Raw genomic sequence first — 16,336 nt, 5'->3', positions numbered from 1 at the left:
GAGAGCTGGCTCGTGGTGGTCGATCCGCAGGTGATCTTCGCGTCGCCCGACTCCGCCTGGGGCTCGCCGTTCTTCGCTGAGGCGATGGCGAACATCCGTCGGCTCGCGGAGGCCTTCGGCGAGCGCGTGCTCGTGACCCGGTGGCTTCCGACGGCCGACCGCTCCACCTCCTGGGGCGAGTACTTCGCGGCGTGGCCGTTCGCCGACCGGTCCGCCGACGACGCGCTCTATGCACTGGTCCCCGAGGCGGAAGGCCTGTCTCCTCATCCGACCGTCGACCTGCCCACGTTCGGCAAGTGGGGCCCGGAGCTCGAGGCGATCGTCGGGCACGGTGGCCGTATCGTGCTGGCGGGGGTGTCGACGGACTGCTGCGTCGTGTCCACCGCTCTCGCCGCCGCCGATGCCGGAGCACGGGTGACGCTCGCCGCCGACGCCTGCGCCGGCTCCACGGCCGGGAACCACGCCGCCGCCGTCCAGGTCATGAGGCTGTATCCCCCGCAGATCACCGTGACCGACACCGCCACCCTCCTCTCCCCCTGACCCGGCCCCATCCGTGCCCGTGCCCCTGCCCCGCGCCCGTGCGGGACGGAAATCGCACCTTCGCGCGCCCCATCCGGCCCGTTTTCGATCCCGGCACGAGGTGCAGTCCGGCCGCGGGATCGAAAGCGCGCCCTCGTTCGGGGATTCCGGAACGCTTTCGATCCCACGACGGCGGATACTGGCACACTGAGGCCGTGGAAGACTCCCGCAGCACCGCCGGTACCGTGGCCGCGAAGACCGGCCGGTCGCCCTGGCGTCGCACGAAGATCGCCGTGGGCGTCCTCGCCGCGGTCGCCGCCGTCGTCGCGATCATCGGGGCGCTCACGCCGTGGCCATCCGCGATGATCATCCGCTCGGTGTTCACGAAGGGCGGCGACGAGACCGCGGCGGAGATGACGAAGCACGTCCCGGACACGCCTCTCGACGAACGGAAGGACATCGCCTACGGGGATGCCGGCGCGGACACGACGATGGACGTCTTCCGCCCCGCCTCCGCCGACAGCGCGTTGCCGACTGTCGTGTGGATCCACGGAGGTGCCTGGATCTCGGGCTCGAAGGAGGACGTCGATCCCTACCTCCGCATCCTCGCCGCGGAGGGCTACACGACCATCGGCGTGAACTACACCCGCGGACCCGAGGGCGTGTACCCGCTCGCCGTCCACCAGCTCGACGAGGCCCTCGCCTACATCGACGCGCACGCGGCGGAACTGGGCGTCGACCCGCGTCGCATCGTGCTGGCGGGGGACTCCGCGGGCGCTCAGCTCGCCAGCCAGATGGCCACGCTCATCACGAATCCGGACTACGCCGAGATCCTCGGCATCCGCCCGTCGATCCGCGCCGACCAGCTCGTCGCGACCGTGCTGAACTGCGGCGTCTACGACCTCGCCGCACTGGCCGAGCTCGACGGAGTCCCGGGGTGGGGCTTCAAGTCGGCGATGTGGGCGTACTCCGGGACGAAGACCTGGGCGGAGGACTCGACCGGCGCCACGATGTCGACCGTGGACTGGGTCACCTCCGACTTCCCCGCGACGTACATCTCGGGCGGCAACGGCGACGGGCTCACCTGGCTCCAGTCGATCCCAATGGCGAAGCGGCTGCAGGAGCTCGGCGTCGATGTGACGCCGGTGTTCTGGCCCGCGCCGCACGAGCCCGCCCTCCCGCACGAGTACCAGTTCCACCTCGATCTTCCCGAGGCTCGAAAGGCCCTGGCGGACACCATCGCCTTCCTCGACGCGCACACCCGCTGACCCGGCCCCTGTCGTCCGGCGGGGCTGCCACGGTCGCACGATCCCGACACGACGGCACGACTCGTTCGGCCGGACGTCTGTTCATCCGTTCCCCGGTCGTGCAGGCGGACCTCGGCACGGGTGGAGACGGACCCGGCACAGGTGCACGACCCGGGGACGGGTGCACGACCCGGGCACGGGTGCACGACCCGGGCACGGGTGCACGACCGAATCCGGGAGAAACCCGTGCCCCTGGCGCCGGGTCGTGCAGGCGGGGCGGGATCTCGACATAACATGTCTGTGACGATCGGCACGGAAGTGATATGTTCGCGGGATGCACACGGAGAACGAACGCGCACTCGAATCGGGGATCGTCACGGATCTCTCCGGGCGTATGACCTACGGCTCGTACCTCGCGCTCGACCAGCTCCTCACGGCACAGCATCCGGTGAGCGACCCGCAGCACCACGACGAGATGCTGTTCATCATCCAGCACCAGACGACGGAACTCTGGCTGAAGCAGCTGCTGCATGAGCTCAGCTCGGCGCGGGAGCTGCTCGCGGCGGACGACCTGCGCGAAGCCCTCAAGCGCATCGCCAGGGTCAAGCGGATCCAGGACGTGATGACGCAGCAGTGGTCGGTGCTCGCGACGCTGACCCCGACGGAGTACGCCCAGTTCCGCGGCGCCCTCGGCAACTCGTCCGGCTTCCAGTCGGTGCAGTACCGGGCCGTCGAGTTCGCGCTGGGCAACAAGAACGAGAAGATGCTGAGCGTCTTCCGCGACCACCCGGCGAACCTCGCGCTCCTCACGGCCGAGTGGGAGAAGCCCACGCTGTACGACGAGTTCCTCCGCTACGCCTCTCGCCGCGGCCTCCCGATCCCCCGCGAGATCCTGGACCGCGACGTGCGGGAGCCCTACCGCGAGACCCCGGACCTCGTACCTGCCATCCGTGCGATCTACCAGGACCCGCGCACCCACTGGGACCTCTACGAGGCCTGCGAGGACCTCGTCGATCTCGAGGACAACTTCCAGTTCTGGCGCTTCCGTCACCTCAAGACCGTGTCCCGCACCATCGGGATGAAGGTCGGCACGGGCGGGTCGAGCGGCGTCGGCTTCCTGCAGCGCGCCCTCGACCTGACCTTCTTCCCCGAGCTCTACACCGTCCGCACCGAGATCGGTTCCTGATGCTCACGGCGACGTTCTTCGACGGCGAGCGCTGGCGGGACGGCGTCGTCGGACTCGGCGAGGACGGGCGCCCCCGGCTCCGTGAGGAGACATCCGCGCCGGGGGGCCCGGTCCTCTCCGGCCGAATCGTCGGGGGCTTCACGGACCACCACGTGCACCTGCAGCTCGTCGACCACGCGCTCCTGGCCTCGTCCCGCCTCGGACGAGTGGTCGACCTCGGCGGCGATCCGTCCACGGTGGCGCGGATCGCCGTTCACAACTCAGGAGTTTCGACCGGCGGAGGCGCTTCCGAGGCGGTTCCGGGTGTGCCTGGGCCGGATTCTCCTGACTTGCGAACCGTCGACTTCGCCGGCGCGTTCCTCACACCTCCCGGTGGATACCCCTCGGACCGCGCCTGGGCGCCGGCGGGTTCGGTGCGGGAGATCGCCGACCCCGCGGCAGCGGCGACCGCGGTCGAGGAGATGGCAGCGGCCGGTGTCTCGTGCGTCAAGGTCGCGAGCAACAGCGCCGCCGGCCCGGTCTTCTCCGACGCCCTCTTCCGCACGATCGCCGACCTCGCCGCAGCCCGAGGCCTCCCGGTGATCGCCCATGCGGAGGGCTCCGGCGAAGCGCAGCGCGTCGTCCGCCTCGGAGCGACGCAGCTGGCCCACTCCCCGTTCTCCGAGCGCCTGGACGACGAGGAGATCGCGGAGCAGGCCGCCCGCATTTCCTGGATCAGCACCCTCGCCATCCACGACTCCCACGCGCGGGCCATCGCGATCGACAATGTCGCCCGCTTCCACGCCGCCGGCGGCACCGTCCGCTACGGCACCGACATGGGCAACGGCCCGACCCCCGTCGACCTGAACCCGGCTGAGGTCGCCGCCCTCCGCACCGCCGGCCTCGACGACGACGCCCTCCTCCTCGCCCTCGCGCCCGTCGACCCGCTCGATCCCCGCTCTCTCCTCCTCCTGCTGCCACCCGGATCCGCCGATCCTCTGGCCGCCCGCCCCCTCACCCCCGCCGACCTGAAGGTGTGACATGACCGACCGCTCCGCCGACACCGCCCTCCTCGATGCCGCCCGCGCCCTGGACGCGTCCGACCCCCTCGCGGCCCACCTCGACGCCTTCGTCGAGGCCCCGGGCGTCACGGCCTACCTCGACGGCAACTCGCTCGGCCGCCCGCTGCGCGACGTGCCGGAGAAGCTCGCCGCGTTCGTGCGCGAGGACTGGGGCACCCGTCTCATCCGCTCCTGGGACGAGCAGTGGATGGCGCTGCCGATGGAGCTCGGCGACCGCATCGGTGCCGTCGCCCTCGGGGCGGGTCCGGGACAGACGGTCGTCTCCGACTCCACGAGCGTCCTCATCTACAAGCTCATGCGGGGCGCCCTTCGACAGGCTCAGGGACCCACGGGCGCGGCTCAGGGACCCACGGGCGCGGCTCAGGGACCCACGGGCGCGGCTCAGGGACCCACGGGCGAGGCTCAGGGACCCACGGGCGCGGCTCAGGGACCCACGGGGCGGACGGAGCTCGTGATCGAGGAGGGGAACTTCCCCACCGACCGGTTCCTCGCCGAAGGCGTCGCAGCGGAGATGGGGGCCACGCTGCGCTGGATCACGCCCGATCCGGTGCACGGCGTCACGATCGACGACGTCGCGGCCGTGGTCTCGGAGCGGACGGCGCTCGTCTCGCTCAGCCACGTCGACTACCGCTCTGGCGCCCTCGCCGACATGCCGGGCATCACCGCCGTCGTCCACGAGGCCGGGGCACTGATGATGTGGGACCTCTGCCACTCGGCGGGTGTCGTGCCGATGCAGCTCGACGACTGGGGCGTCGACATGGCGGTCGGCTGCACGTACAAGTACCTCAACGGCGGCCCGGGGTCGCCCGCGTTCGCCTACCTCCGCCACGACCTGCAGGGCGTGCTGCGGCAGCCGATCCAGGGCTGGTGGAGCGCCGCCGACATCTTCGCCATGGGCCCCGAGTACGTCCCGGCGGACGGCATCCGTCAGCTCCTCAGCGGCACGCCGCCGGTGACCTCGATGCTCGCGATGCAGGGCATGATCGACCTCATCGAACAGTCGGGGATCGACGGCGTGCGCGCGAAGTCGGAGTCGCTCACCGCGCTCGCGGTCCGGGCGTACGACGAGCTGCTCGCGCCCCTGGACGTCCGCCTGCTCAGCCCTCGCGACCCGGCGCGACGCGGCGGACACATCACGATCGGCCACCCCGACTTCCGGGAGGTCACCCGGAAGCTCTGGGCCGACGGCGTCATCCCCGACTTCCGCTTCCCGGACGGGATCCGGCTCGGCCTGTCGCCGCTGAGCACGTCGCACGCCGAGACCGTCGCCGGGGTGCTCGCGGTGAGGGACGCACTGGAGTCCGGTGTCTCCTGACCCCGCGGCACCGGTCGTGCTCGATGACATCGACGCCCGCCCCGGCAGCACCGCCTCGCTCCTGCGCACCCTGATCGGCCTGTATCTGCGCCCGCTCGGCGGCTGGATCTCCGCTGCCGATCTCGTGGCGCTGGCCGGCGACCTCGGAATCCCGGCGGCTCCCGCCCGGACGGGCATCGCCCGTCTCAAGCAGAAGGGTCTGCTCCTCCCCGAGCGCCGCGACGCGATCGGCTACCGCCTCAGCCCTGCGGCGGTGCCGATGCTGGAGCGGGGCGACCGCCGGATCTTCCGGATGCGGGAGATGACCGACGACGATCCGTGGTGTCTCGTCTCGTTCTCGATCCCGGAGAGCGCACGCAGCGTGCGCCATCAGCTGCGGCGCCGACTGCACTGGATCGGCGCCGGCGTCGTCTCCCCCGCCCTGTGGATCTGCCCCGGACATCTCCGGGAGGAGGCGGAGCAGATCCTCGACGAGCTGGATGCCCGGCGCTGGGCGACCCTGTTCGACGCATCGGCCCCGGCCCCGGCAGGGACCCTGGCCGAGGCCGCCGCGGCGTGGTGGGACCTGGACGGGCTGCGCGCCGAGCACGAGGCCTTCCAGACATCGCTCGCGGCCCTGCCCGACGCGCCGTTCCCGGCCTACGTGCACCTCATCGACCGGTGGCGGGTGCTGCCCTACACGGATCCCGGGCTGCCCCCGGCGATGCTGCCGGCCGACTGGCCGGGCGGACGCAGCTTCGAGGCGTTCGCCCGGCTGTCGGCGGCGTGGGAGGCACCCGCCCTCGCCCACGTGCGCGCCGTGACGGCCTAGAGGGTCAGACCGGCGACCTCGCGGACGAACCCGGTCACGTGCTCCTGCAGCCGCACGATCCGCATCTCGCGCGCGAGCTCGCGGTCGTACCCCGGATAGGCCAGCGGCGGGAGCCTGCGCACCGCGACATTGCACCCGAACTCCGCACACGCCAGCACGCCGACGGTGTCGCCCTTGCGACCGGCGGCCCCGGCGCGGCGGGCGACGTACAGCTGCACGTCGTTGCGGAGCGTCACGTCCTCGCACCAGGAGCACTGCGCGCGGGCGAGCACGCGCTGCTCGGCGCGCTGCAGCACGACGCCGACCGGCTCGTCGTCGATCCACGTGACGACGTAGGAGCGACGAGGCAGCTTCGGGTCGACCCAGCCGAGGTAGTCGAGCCGGTCGAAGTCCGTCTCGGCGAAGCCGGGCGGCAGGGTGATGTCGGAGATCTCCTTGCGGGAGGCGTTGCGGAAGGAGGCGCGCAGAGCGCGCTCGTCGATGGGACGCATGGGGGAAGAGCTTTCGGTGTGATCGCCGGAACGGCGAGACGGATCGGAGGATCACCCGGACGGTGCCGGGGTACGACGCAGCACCGGGGACGGGATTCCGCCTCCGGCCGGTCCTCAGCCTCTGCCTGCGGCGCTGAACGCGCCTGCAGCTCCGCTCCGCGCCCCGAGGGCGCTCATCGACGACAGCACCCGGCGAGCCTACACCCGTTTGTTTCGTCGCGTGTCGGGGCCGCTGCGGGATCCCGACCCGGTCGACGTACTCTGGCGGGACGCCGATCCGAAGGAGTCCCCGTGTCCACGCCGCTGCACCGCCGTCCGCCCCTCGAGGTGCGTGAGCGTGCGACGTGCATGTGCGGGAACGGCGGCCGCTGCTCGTCGTCGGCACCCGGCCACGCCCTGCACCTGATCCAGGAGCGCCTCGCGGCGGCGACTCCGGCAGGGTGGGCGGACGCGTTCGTGATCGCGGCGGATCCGGTCGCCGGAGACCTCGTCGTCCGCACGCTCGACGGCACCACGCACACGCTGTGGAACGGCTCCGGCGCCGCGCTGGAGGCCGCGATCGGCAGCCCGGTCGCCCTCCACCTCGACTACGCCGTCCTCGCCGTCGGGCGCACCCGCTTCAACGTCGCCGTCGTGTGACGATGCCCTGATCCCCTCGGGTCAGGCGCTCGCCATCATCATGTCGCGGACCGCCATGCAGGCGTTCATGCAGGCCTGACACGCCTGAGCGCAGAGCCGGCAGACGTCGCTGTGATCGGCGTGCTGCATGCACTCGTCCATGCACATCTGGCACATCGCGATGCAGGCGTCCAGCATCGCCATCATCGTGGCCGGCGTCATCCCCTGCATGCGGAGCATCGACCGCATCATCGTGTGACACATGTCCGCGCAGTTCATGCAGGCCGGAGCGCAGTCCATCTCCTGGGTCGCGCACACGGTGCAGGCCTGCTCGCAGGCGGCGCAGGCATCCATGCAGGCCTGCAGCACCGACATGTCCATCATCGCCATGTCCGGCATCGACTCCATGTTCTTGGACATGGCACCCATCATCATCGCGTCCATCGCACACCGCTCCCTTCGTCGAGGACGACGGGCAGGACACCCGCCTGGCGCCAGGCTAACCCCTGCGCGGACGGGAGTCGATGGTCGCGGGACGCTGACACGCCGCTGCGCGAATGTCAATCCCGTGGACGGTGCGGAGGGCCGGTGGGAGGCTCGAAGAGCAATCGATCCGTCAAGGAGAGGAGCCTCTTATGAGTGGCGCAGATGACATGAAGAACTCCGCCGAGAAGCTGGGTGGCAAGGCCAAGGAAGGCTTCGGCAAGCTGACCGACAACGAGAAGCTCGAGGCCGAAGGCCAGGCGGATCAGGTGAAGGCCGACGCGAAGCAGGCCGGCGAGAACGTCAAGGACGCCGCGGGCAAGGCCGGCGACAGCGTCAAGGACGCGTTCAACCGCTGATCCCCCACCCGCTGAACCCATGAAGAGGGGGAGGCTCGCCGATGGCGAGCCTCCCCCTCCGCACTCGGGTCAGACCTTGCGGCTGCCGGTGATCGCTCGGATCAGCCAGGCGATCACGGCGATGGCCAGGAGCACCAGACCGACCCACAGCAGGAACTGGAGCGACTGCACCAGTCCTCCGGTGATCGCGAGGATCACGGCGATGACGATGACGATGATCAGGAGGATGTTCATCGGTCTTTCCCTTCTCTGGGGGCGCGGGCGCCCGACTGCGGTGACACCACGCTAGACCCGAACCACACCCTCCCTGGAGGGGGTTGACTTCGACCCTCCCGATGCGCGAAGGAGCAGAGCAATGCCAGGACGACGCAACAATTCCCTGAAGGATCCGGAACTGTACGAGGAACTCCGCGACGACGGCGCCTCGAAGGAGAAGGCCGCCCGTATCTCGAACGCCGCCGCACGCGACGGCCGCAGCTCGGTCGGTCGGCGCGGCGGGGAGCACGGGGACTACGAGGACTGGACCGTCCCCGAGCTGCGGAAGCGCGCGAAGGAACTGGGCCTCACGGGCTACAGCGGCAAGCGCAAGGCCGAGCTCATCTCCGAACTGCGAAACCACTGACCCGGATGACGCGCTTCGGGATCGAGGAGGAGTTCCTCCTGCTCGATGAGGATTCGCTCGTCCCCGTCGCCCTCAGCGGTGACATCCTGGAGCGCATCGGCGGCGAGGTCGCCGCCGGACGCGTGACCACCGAGTACCTGGCCTCACAGCTCGAGGCCCTCACCGATCCGGTGCGGACCGGAGCCGAGGCCCTGCAGCAACTGACGACGCTGCGGGCTGCCATCGGCGCGGAGGCCCGCGCGCGGCGCGCGATCGCGGCGCCGACCGGCTCGCCGTTCACCACTCTCCGCTCTCCCCGGCTCTCGCCGTCGGCGCACTACGACGACGTCGCCCGGCGCCTGGCGCACCTCACCCGCGAACACGAGGTGAACGGGCTGCACGTGCACGTCGAGGTCCCGGACGAGGAGGAGCGGGTCCGTGCGCTGAATCGACTCCGCGCGTGGCTGCCCCTGCTGCTCGCCCTCAGCACGAACAGTCCGTTCGGCAACGGCATCGACACCGGCTTCGCGAGCTGGCGGAGCATGCTCATCCGCCGGCTCCCGTCGTCGTGGTGCCCGCCCCGGTTCGCCGATGTCGACGACTACCGCACGCGCGTGGACCAGCTCCTCGATCTCGGGACCATCGGGGAGGCGACCTCCCTCTCCTGGGCGGTGCGCCTGTCCGAGCGCTACCCGACGGTCGAGGCGCGCGTCGCGGACACGCAGCTCACCGCGGAGGACGCCGTTCTCTCCGCGCTGTTGACCCGCGGGATCGCCCTGTCGTCCGCGCAGCGGATCGTCGCCGACGAGACGGAGACGATCGACGCGTCGATCTGGATGGCGTCGAGAGCGGGGATGACGGCCCGCATCCTGGATCCGCTCACGGGCGAGGTCGCCCCGGCCTGGACCGTGGCCGAGCACCTGCTCGACGACATCGGCCCGGTGCTGGACGAGCAGGGCGATGCGGACACCGTGCGAGCGGGACTCGCCCGGATGCGGGCGGACGGCACCGGCGCGGCGCGGCAGCGCGCGGCGCACGGACGGGACGGCCTCCCCGCACTCCGACGGCTGCTGGCGGAAGGTACCGGGACATCGGCTGACTGACCGGCCCCTCGCGTCCGACCCCGGGAGTAGGGTCGGCCTGTGTCATCCTTCGCCCCGCTCCAGCGGCTCGTCATCGCGATCGCCGTGCTGGCCTCGTTCGTCACGTTCCTCGACGGAACGGTGGTGAACGTCGCGCTTCCCGCCATCAGTGAAGAGCTGGGCGGCGGGATCACCACGCAGCAGTGGGTGGTCGACGCGTACCTCATCACCCTCAGCGCGCTGATCCTGCTCGCCGGGTCCCTGTCCGACGCCTACGGCCGGGTCCTGGTGATGCGGATCGGGCTCATCGCCTTCGGCATCGCGTCGGTCGCGGTCGCCGCAGCGATCGATCCGCTCATGCTCATCGTGGCCCGCGGAGCGCAGGGAGCGGCCGGCGCCCTCCTCGTCCCGAGCTCCCTCGCCCTCATCACCGCGACCATGCGCGGCGATCTGCAGGCGAGGGCCATCGGCGTCTGGACCGCCTTCACCACGGCGGCCCAACTGGTCGGCCCCCTCCTCGGCGGGCTCTTCGTCGACTTCCTCTCCTGGCGCTTCGTGTTCCTCATCAACGTCCTCCCCATCGGAGTGACGCTGCTGCTGCTCGCCCGCCTGCACCTGCCGGAGCACCCTCGGAGCGTCCGGGTGGACTGGTGGAGCGGAGCACTGTGCGCGCTGGGCCTGGGCGCCATCGTGTTCTCCCTCATCGAGCAGCCGAACCTCGGGTGGGCCTCCCCCGCGATCTGGATCCCCGCCGTGGTCGGGGCCGCGCTCTTCGCCGTCTTCCTGTGGCGGCAGGGCCGCTCGGCCACGCCGCTCATGCCGCTCTGGCTGTTCCGGGTGCGCGACTTCGGGTGGGGCAACCTCGCCACGCTCTTCGTCTACGCCGCGCTCTCGCTCAACGGCTTCGTCGTCGGCGTCTACCTCCAGCAGGGGGCGGGACTCAGCGCGACGGCGGCGGGACTCGCGAGCCTGCCGATGACGATCCTGATGATCCTGCTGAGCTCCCGCGCCGGCGGGTGGGCGGGGCGCTGGGGCCCGCGCATCTTCATGACCGTCGGGCCGCTGATCATGGCCGTCGGAGCGCTGATGCTGCTGACCGTGAACACCGCCTTCGACTACTGGGCGCAGGTGCTCCCGGCCATGATCGTGATGGGGCTGGGCCTGTCGCTCACCGTCGCCCCACTGACGGCCGCGATCCTCGGGGCCATCGACGAGAACCACTCCGGCATCGCCTCCGCCGTGAACAACGCCGTCTCCCGCGTCGCGGGGCTGCTGGTCGTCGCGATGCTGTCGACCATCGTCGGCGGCTCCCTCGACCTCGACGGGTTCCACAACGCCGCCTGGGTCACCGCGGCGCTCCTCGTGCTCGGCGGCGTCGTGTCCTGGATCGGGATCCGCCGGAACCCCTCGGAGGCGGCGGCGCCGCCGGTCGACGCCCCCGCGCAGCCGACGCCTCAGCCGCGATGACCGCGCCGCGCTCTCGACGCGGTCGAAGAACGGCACGCGTGTCCCTGGCGCTGGCGGCGTGCGTCGCGATGGGGATCCTCGCTCTCGCCGGCTGCGCCGCCCCGACCGCCCTCCCTGCGGAGGGAACGGGGTCATCGGCCGGCGTCGTGCTTCCTCCGGCCGGAGCCCTTCCGGACTACCAGCTCGGCGGCGCGTACGATCCGGCCGAGGGCGTGGGCATCGTCGGGCGAGACCGCAGCGCGGAGCCGGTCGCGGGACTCTACTCCGTCTGCTACGTCAACGGATTCCAGACCCAGCCGGGCGAGCTCGCCGAGTGGCCCGACGACCTTCTCCTGCATGACGGTGACGATGTGGTCTTCGACCCGGAGTGGCCCGACGAGGCCCTTCTGGATACCGGCAGCGCAGCGCAGCGGTCCCGCATCGCGGAGATCGTGATCCCCTGGATCGAGGGCTGCGCGGACTCCGGCTTCCAGGCGGTCGAGTTCGACAACCTCGACTCCTTCTCACGCTCGCTCGGCCTCCTGACTCTGGACCACAACCTCGCGCTCGCAGAGCTCCTCGTCGACGCGGCGCACGGCGTCGGGCTCGCCGCCGGACAGAAGAACGCGGCCGAGCATGCGGAGGCCCTGAAGGAGCGCGCGGGCTTCGACTTCGCCGTGACGGAGGAGTGCGCCGCGTACGCCGAGTGCGGCGCATACACCGCGGTCTACGGGCCGCACGTGATCGACATCGAGTACACCGACCAGCTCCCGCGGTCGTTCGCGGAGCTGTGCGCCGACCCGGACGCCCCGGCATCCCTGGTGCTCCGCGATCGCGACCTCGTCACGCCGGACGACGAGGAGTACGTCTTCGCCGGGTGCCCCTGACGATCGACGGAGGCGCTTGCCTGCCGAGCGCCTCGGCGTCAAGTCCCTGGTGGCCCCCGTTCGCGCGGACGAGGATATCGGTGATCGACTCGATGGGAGCCCCTCCTCATGACCGTTTCCACCCTCGACCCCGATACCGCCGTCGCCTTCTCGCCGCGCGGTCCTCTGTCGGGCGCCGTCCTCGACGTCCTCACCGGTCGCGGCGAGGACGCCGCCGCCCTGCCCGACCTCGCCACCACAGCCGTCGCTGAGAGCAGCGATGTGGTCCGGGACGACGACATCCAGCTCGCCCTCTTCGTCCTCTATGCGTCCTCGTACGGCTCGCTGCCGCAGCTCGATGCGGCGCTGGAGTGGGAGGCCGGGGTGGTCACCGCGCGCCGGATCCTCGAGGACGCCTTCGAGGCCGCACTGCGCGAGACCGTGCCCGTGCCCGAGCTTCCGGAGCCGACAGTCGACGCCGTGGGGCGCGCCCTGTTCGCCCTCGCCGCTGCGGACACGGGCCCCAGCCTGTCGCGGCACATCGCCAGGAAGGCCACCCGCGAGCAGGCCGAGGAGTCGCTGATCCTCCGTTCCGTGTACACGCTGCGGGAGGCCGATCCGCACTCCTGGGCGATCCCACGGCTGACCGGCCGCCCCAAGGCGGCGCTGGTGGAGATCCAGTCGGACGAGTACGGCGGCGGCCGACCGCAGCGGGTGCACGCGGAGCTCTACGCCCGCGCCCTTCGCGCCGCCGGACTCGACGACACATACGGCGCCTACGTCGACGACGCCCCCGCGATCACGCTCGCCTCGCACAACATGATGAGCCTGTTCGGCCTCAACCGCCGCCTCGTGGGCGCAATCGTGGGTCACCTCGCCGCCTACGAGATGACCTCGTCGATCCCGTGCCGCTTCTACGCCGACGGCCTGCACCGGCTGGGGTTCGCCGACGATGTCGCCGCATACTTCGAGGAGCACGTGGAGGCCGACGCGGTGCACGAGCAGATCGCCGCCCGTGACCTCGCGGGCAGCCTCGCCGAGGACCGTCCGGAGCTGCTCGCAGACATCCTGTTCGGCGCGGCCGCGTGCCTCACGGTCGACGGCTGGGCGGGTGCGCACACCCTCGACGCGTGGACCGAGGGCCGCTCGGCGCTGCGGGAGAGGACGACGGCATGACCGCCCGGGACGAGCCGGTCACCGTCACGGCGTACCCGGACGGCCCCCTCCTGGTGCGCGGAGAGATCGAGTTGCACGCGAGCGACGGCGCGGTGATCGACCCGCGTCGACGCACGGTGGCCCTGTGCCGCTGCGGGCTCTCCGCGCTGAAGCCGTTCTGCGACGGCACACACAAGGCGGCCGGTTTCCGCACCGAGGACTGAGCGGGCGTCAGCCCTCCGGCCAGTAGTGACTGTCCGGGACGGCGCGCGCACCGAAGATCGCCTGCCCGACCCGCACGCACGTCGCGCCCTCCTCGACGGCGATCTCGTAATCCCCGGACATACCCATCGACAGGGCGCCGTCGCCGATGAGTTCGGGGTTCTCCTCACGCGCTCTGTCACGGAGGGTCCGCAGCAGCGCGAAGCATTCCCGCACCCGGGCATCGTCCGGTGTGAGCAGCGCCAGCGTCATCAGGCCGCGCACACGGAGAGCACCGTACGAGGGCAACGCCTTCAGGAAGTCGAGAAGCTCCTCCGGCGGCATCCCGAACTTCGAGTCCTCGGCCGAGGTGTTCACCTGCACGTACACGTCGAGGCTGCGCCCCGCGGCCTGCAGGCGCCGGTCGAGAGCCTCGGCGACCCGCAGCCGGTCGAGCGCCTGGAACTCGGCGGCGAAGGAGGCGACATCCCTGGCCTTGTTCGTCTGCAGGTGGCCGATGACCACCCAGTCCACATCGAGGTCGGCCGTCTCCCGGTGCTTGCGCACGGCTTCCTGCACCTTGTTCTCGCCGAGTCGGCGCAGCCCGGCGTCGATGGCCACCCGCACCCGATCGGTCGGCACCGTCTTGCTCACCGGGAGCAGGTGCACCTCACCGGGGTCGCGTCCTGCGCGCTCCGCGGCGGCGTCGATGCGGGCGCGGACGTCGACGACGTTGGCGCGGAAGTCCGCGGCGGTGAAGGCCGTCGGGTAGCGCTCGGCGCTCTCCCCCACACGCTCGATCTTTGACATAGGTCAAAATCTAACATAGCTTCGACACCACGTCGCGTACCCGCCGACACCCCCTTCACGAAGGAGCCCGCCCATGTCCGCACCCGGCCTGTTCTCGGACACCGCCCTGTCGACCCCGCGCCTGCGCACCGAGGTGCCAGGGCCGCAGAGCCGGGCGCTGCACGAGCGCCGGCAACGGGTCGTCCCGCGCGGCGTCGGCAGCGTGCTCCCCGTCTACATCGAGCACGCCGACGGCCCCTGGGTCACCGACGTCGACGGCAACCGCTTCCTCGACCTCGGCAGCGGGATCGGCGTGACGACCATCGGCCACACCAACCTCGCAGCCGTCACCGCCGCGGCGGAGCAGCTCGACCGGGTCACGCACACGCTCTTCACCGTCACCCCCTACGAGGGCTACGTGCGCCTCGCCGAACTGCTCGCGGAAAAGGTCCCCGGCACCCACGAGACCCGCACGGCCTTCGCGAACTCCGGCGCCGAAGCCGTCGAGAACGCGGTCAAGATCGCCCGGAGGCACACGGGACGGCGCGCCGTCGCCGCCCTGGATCACGCGTTCCACGGGCGCACCAACCTCGCACTCGCGATGAACCACAAGGCGGCGCCGTACGGCACCGGGTTCGGTCCGTTCGCGCCCGATGTCCACCGCGTCCCCAACTCGTACCCCTACCGCGACGGCCTCGACGGCGAGGAAGCCGCCGCGCGCACGATCGCCCATCTCGAACAGCGGATCGGCGTCCACGACCTCGCGGCCGTCATCGCCGAGCCCATCCAGGGCGAGGGCGGCTTCGTCGTCCCGGCCGAGGGCTACCTCCCCGCCCTGCAGGAGTGGTGCACGGAGAACGGCGTGGTGTTCATCGCCGATGAGATCCAGACGGGCCTCGGGCGCACCGGGACGTGGTTCGCGAGCACGCACTTCGACCTCGTGCCGGACCTCGTGCTCACGGCGAAGGGCATCGCCGGCGGGCTGCCCCTGGCCGGGGTGACCGGCCGCGCCGAGATCATGGACGCGCCCGACCCTGGCGGCCTCGGCGGCACATTCGGCGGCAACCCGGTCTCGATCGCCGCCGCCCTCGCAGTGTTCGACGAGCTCGAGCACGGGACCTTCTTCGCCGACGCCCATCGGATCGGCGCCCACCTGTCCGCCCGACTCGAGGGTCTGCGCACTCGCCATGCGGTCATCGGCGACGTGCGCGGGGTCGGCGCCATGCAGGCCTTCGAGCTGAGCACCCCCGGGACGACGCGACCGCTGGCCGGGGCCGCCTCCATGATCGCGGAGTTCGCCGCCCAGCGCGGCATCCTGCTCCTCACTGCCGGCAGCGACGGCAACGTGATCCGCTTCCTCCCCACTCTGACCACGACCGACGAGCAGCTCGACGTCGCCGTGGACGTGATCGACGAGGCCCTCAGCGCGCTCCGCTGAGCACGCGGAGGCACAGCGCCTCCCCGCTCCACCGCACGCGGGCGAGGTCGTGCACGACCAGGTCGGGGTCGGCCGCCCCGGAGCCTGCGCCCACCCCGACCACGAGGCCGGCACCGGCCGCTCGCGCCGCGCTGACCCCCGGCGCCGAGTCCTCGAAGACCACGCACTCCCCCGGGTCCCGCCCGAGGAGCCGTGCGGCGCGGAGGTACGGGTCGGGCGCCGGCTTGCCTCTGTCCACGTCTTCGGAGGCGACGAGCACCGCGGGCGCCGGGATGCCCGCTCCACCCATCCGGGCGGCCGCGACAGCTCGGTTGCTGCTCGTCGCGACCGCCCACACCTCGGGGGGCAGCGCCGCGAGCAGGGCAGCGGCGCCGGGGATCCCGGTCGTCGCCGGGGCGACGGCGAGCTCCCGAGCGAGGAGGTCGGCCGTCGCCTCGGCCGCCCGTTCCGGCCCCACGATCGCCGCGACCACCTCACTCGGCCGCATGCCATGAGGCGCGTCCCGCAGGAAGTCGAATCCCGGGGCGTGCCGGAGCGCCCAGGCGTCCCACGCGATCGCCGCCGAGGGGACGGAATCCACCAGCACGCCGTCGCAGTCGAACAGGACCCCCGCGGCGCGCACGATCACCTCGGCACCTCGAACCTCGTGTGCTAGTTTTGGCATAGGT

The 16,336-nt window shown here is 71.4% G+C and carries 20 protein-coding genes; 15 read left to right on the top strand and 5 right to left on the bottom strand.

The window, feature by feature from the left end; all coding sequences use genetic code 11:
- Positions 1-12 precede the first annotated feature (12 nt).
- From AB0310_RS14100 to AB0310_RS14075, 6 genes are all read left to right on the top strand, one after another.
- A complete protein-coding gene (locus AB0310_RS14100) occupies positions 13-540 on the top strand; it encodes a cysteine hydrolase family protein (protein ID WP_366237690.1) in 528 nt (175 codons plus the stop codon).
- Between the two features lie 194 nt (positions 541-734).
- A complete protein-coding gene (locus AB0310_RS14095; RefSeq protein WP_280564992.1) occupies positions 735-1,787 on the top strand; it encodes an alpha/beta hydrolase in 1,053 nt (350 codons plus the stop codon).
- A 313-nt stretch (positions 1,788-2,100) separates the two neighbouring features.
- Positions 2,101-2,952, top strand: coding sequence for a tryptophan 2,3-dioxygenase (locus AB0310_RS14090; RefSeq protein ID WP_187662345.1), 852 nt, complete (start codon positions 2,101-2,103; stop codon positions 2,950-2,952).
- Positions 2,952-3,971: a hydrolase gene (locus AB0310_RS14085; RefSeq protein WP_366237493.1), complete on the top strand. Its 1,020-nt coding sequence runs from the start codon at positions 2,952-2,954 to the stop codon at positions 3,969-3,971. Before AB0310_RS14090 ends, AB0310_RS14085 begins: the two co-directional genes overlap by 1 nt.
- A 1-nt stretch (position 3,972) precedes the next feature.
- Entirely contained in the window at positions 3,973-5,328 is a 1,356-nt protein-coding gene (locus AB0310_RS14080) for a kynureninase (protein ID WP_366237492.1), read from the top strand.
- The gene (locus AB0310_RS14075; RefSeq protein WP_366237491.1) at positions 5,318-6,139 is read left to right on the top strand and encodes a PaaX family transcriptional regulator; all 822 of its coding nucleotides are present in this window, start codon (positions 5,318-5,320) and stop codon (positions 6,137-6,139) included. Before AB0310_RS14080 ends, AB0310_RS14075 begins: the two co-directional genes overlap by 11 nt.
- On the opposite strand, the gene AB0310_RS14070 is transcribed toward AB0310_RS14075, so the two are convergent.
- A complete protein-coding gene (locus AB0310_RS14070) occupies positions 6,136-6,630 on the bottom strand; it encodes an FBP domain-containing protein (protein WP_366237490.1) in 495 nt (164 codons plus the stop codon). The genes AB0310_RS14075 and AB0310_RS14070 overlap by 4 nt on opposite strands.
- Before the next feature lie 291 nt (positions 6,631-6,921).
- On the opposite strand from AB0310_RS14070, the gene AB0310_RS14065 reads away from it, so the two are divergent.
- Positions 6,922-7,269, top strand: a complete 348-nt coding sequence (locus tag AB0310_RS14065; RefSeq protein WP_268776623.1) for a hypothetical protein — start codon at positions 6,922-6,924, stop codon at positions 7,267-7,269.
- A 21-nt stretch (positions 7,270-7,290) separates the two neighbouring features.
- Here AB0310_RS14065 and AB0310_RS14060 read toward each other — a convergent pair whose 3' ends face one another.
- Positions 7,291-7,692, bottom strand: coding sequence for a four-helix bundle copper-binding protein (locus AB0310_RS14060; RefSeq protein WP_025102514.1), 402 nt, complete (start codon positions 7,690-7,692; stop codon positions 7,291-7,293).
- Between the two features lie 191 nt (positions 7,693-7,883).
- On the opposite strand from AB0310_RS14060, the gene AB0310_RS14055 reads away from it, so the two are divergent.
- Positions 7,884-8,090 (top strand): CsbD family protein, encoded by a 207-nt coding sequence (locus AB0310_RS14055; RefSeq protein WP_101848342.1) that lies wholly within the window; start codon positions 7,884-7,886, stop codon positions 8,088-8,090.
- Positions 8,091-8,159: 69 nt separating this feature from the next.
- Here the strand turns inward: AB0310_RS14055 and AB0310_RS14050 are convergent, their stop codons facing one another.
- The gene (locus AB0310_RS14050) at positions 8,160-8,324 is read right to left on the bottom strand and encodes a hypothetical protein (RefSeq protein ID WP_164498167.1); all 165 of its coding nucleotides are present in this window, start codon (positions 8,322-8,324) and stop codon (positions 8,160-8,162) included.
- A 121-nt stretch (positions 8,325-8,445) separates the two neighbouring features.
- On the opposite strand from AB0310_RS14050, the gene AB0310_RS14045 reads away from it, so the two are divergent.
- From AB0310_RS14045 to AB0310_RS14020, 6 genes are all read left to right on the top strand, one after another.
- A complete protein-coding gene (locus AB0310_RS14045) occupies positions 8,446-8,712 on the top strand; it encodes a DUF7218 family protein (protein ID WP_187662351.1) in 267 nt (88 codons plus the stop codon).
- A gap of 5 nt (positions 8,713-8,717) precedes the next feature.
- A complete protein-coding gene (locus tag AB0310_RS14040) occupies positions 8,718-9,794 on the top strand; it encodes a carboxylate-amine ligase (RefSeq protein WP_187662352.1) in 1,077 nt (358 codons plus the stop codon).
- 39 nt (positions 9,795-9,833) lie between these two features.
- Positions 9,834-11,240: an MFS transporter gene (locus AB0310_RS14035; RefSeq protein ID WP_280565008.1), complete on the top strand. Its 1,407-nt coding sequence runs from the start codon at positions 9,834-9,836 to the stop codon at positions 11,238-11,240.
- A complete protein-coding gene (locus AB0310_RS14030; RefSeq protein ID WP_396654775.1) occupies positions 11,237-12,106 on the top strand; it encodes an endo alpha-1,4 polygalactosaminidase in 870 nt (289 codons plus the stop codon). The genes AB0310_RS14035 and AB0310_RS14030 overlap by 4 nt, the downstream gene beginning before the upstream one ends.
- A gap of 108 nt (positions 12,107-12,214) precedes the next feature.
- Complete coding sequence (locus AB0310_RS14025) at positions 12,215-13,261, top strand: iron-containing redox enzyme family protein (protein ID WP_268776619.1); 1,047 nt, start codon at positions 12,215-12,217, stop codon at positions 13,259-13,261.
- Entirely contained in the window at positions 13,258-13,464 is a 207-nt protein-coding gene (locus AB0310_RS14020) for a CDGSH iron-sulfur domain-containing protein (protein WP_280565013.1), read from the top strand. Before AB0310_RS14025 ends, AB0310_RS14020 begins: the two co-directional genes overlap by 4 nt.
- A 7-nt stretch (positions 13,465-13,471) precedes the next feature.
- On the opposite strand, the gene AB0310_RS14015 is transcribed toward AB0310_RS14020, so the two are convergent.
- Complete coding sequence (locus AB0310_RS14015) at positions 13,472-14,251, bottom strand: YggS family pyridoxal phosphate-dependent enzyme (protein ID WP_280565015.1); 780 nt, start codon at positions 14,249-14,251, stop codon at positions 13,472-13,474.
- Positions 14,252-14,324: 73 nt separating this feature from the next.
- Here AB0310_RS14015 and gabT point away from each other — a divergent pair, with 73 nt between their 5' ends.
- Positions 14,325-15,668 (top strand): 4-aminobutyrate--2-oxoglutarate transaminase, encoded by a 1,344-nt coding sequence (gene gabT / locus AB0310_RS14010; protein ID WP_366237489.1) that lies wholly within the window; start codon positions 14,325-14,327, stop codon positions 15,666-15,668.
- Here gabT and AB0310_RS14005 read toward each other — a convergent pair.
- Positions 15,652-16,332, bottom strand: a complete 681-nt coding sequence (locus AB0310_RS14005; RefSeq protein ID WP_363446628.1) for an HAD-IA family hydrolase — start codon at positions 16,330-16,332, stop codon at positions 15,652-15,654. The genes gabT and AB0310_RS14005 overlap by 17 nt on opposite strands.
- Positions 16,333-16,336: the final 4 nt, after the last annotated feature.

Origin of the sequence: Microbacterium meiriae (genome assembly GCF_040702565.1) — a bacterium.
In the GTDB taxonomy this organism is placed as follows: domain Bacteria; phylum Actinomycetota; class Actinomycetes; order Actinomycetales; family Microbacteriaceae; genus Microbacterium; species Microbacterium meiriae.
Note: the sequence above shows the minus strand (reverse complement) of the source record. Positions and strands in the feature narration are given on the sequence as shown.

Excerpts from the sequence above, each read along its gene's own strand:
- AB0310_RS14055 (WP_101848342.1), top strand. The coding sequence starts at position 7,884 with ATGAGTGGCGCAGATGACATGAAGAACTCCGCCGAGAAGCTGGGTGGC.
- AB0310_RS14080 (WP_366237492.1), top strand. The coding sequence starts at position 3,973 with ATGACCGACCGCTCCGCCGACACCGCCCTCCTCGATGCCGCCCGCGCC.
- AB0310_RS14030 (WP_396654775.1), top strand. The coding sequence starts at position 11,237 with ATGACCGCGCCGCGCTCTCGACGCGGTCGAAGAACGGCACGCGTGTCC.
- AB0310_RS14040 (WP_187662352.1), top strand. The coding sequence starts at position 8,718 with ATGACGCGCTTCGGGATCGAGGAGGAGTTCCTCCTGCTCGATGAGGAT.
- AB0310_RS14085 (WP_366237493.1), top strand. The coding sequence starts at position 2,952 with ATGCTCACGGCGACGTTCTTCGACGGCGAGCGCTGGCGGGACGGCGTC.
- AB0310_RS14070 (WP_366237490.1), bottom strand. The coding sequence starts at position 6,630 with ATGCGTCCCATCGACGAGCGCGCTCTGCGCGCCTCCTTCCGCAACGCC.
- AB0310_RS14005 (WP_363446628.1), bottom strand. The coding sequence starts at position 16,332 with ATGCCAAAACTAGCACACGAGGTTCGAGGTGCCGAGGTGATCGTGCGC.
- gabT (WP_366237489.1), top strand. The coding sequence starts at position 14,325 with ATGTCCGCACCCGGCCTGTTCTCGGACACCGCCCTGTCGACCCCGCGC.
- AB0310_RS14020 (WP_280565013.1), top strand. The coding sequence starts at position 13,258 with ATGACCGCCCGGGACGAGCCGGTCACCGTCACGGCGTACCCGGACGGC.
- AB0310_RS14025 (WP_268776619.1), top strand. The coding sequence starts at position 12,215 with ATGACCGTTTCCACCCTCGACCCCGATACCGCCGTCGCCTTCTCGCCG.
- AB0310_RS14045 (WP_187662351.1), top strand. The coding sequence starts at position 8,446 with ATGCCAGGACGACGCAACAATTCCCTGAAGGATCCGGAACTGTACGAG.
- AB0310_RS14090 (WP_187662345.1), top strand. The coding sequence starts at position 2,101 with ATGCACACGGAGAACGAACGCGCACTCGAATCGGGGATCGTCACGGAT.
- AB0310_RS14015 (WP_280565015.1), bottom strand. The coding sequence starts at position 14,251 with ATGTCAAAGATCGAGCGTGTGGGGGAGAGCGCCGAGCGCTACCCGACG.
- AB0310_RS14060 (WP_025102514.1), bottom strand. The coding sequence starts at position 7,692 with ATGGACGCGATGATGATGGGTGCCATGTCCAAGAACATGGAGTCGATG.
- AB0310_RS14050 (WP_164498167.1), bottom strand. The coding sequence starts at position 8,324 with ATGAACATCCTCCTGATCATCGTCATCGTCATCGCCGTGATCCTCGCG.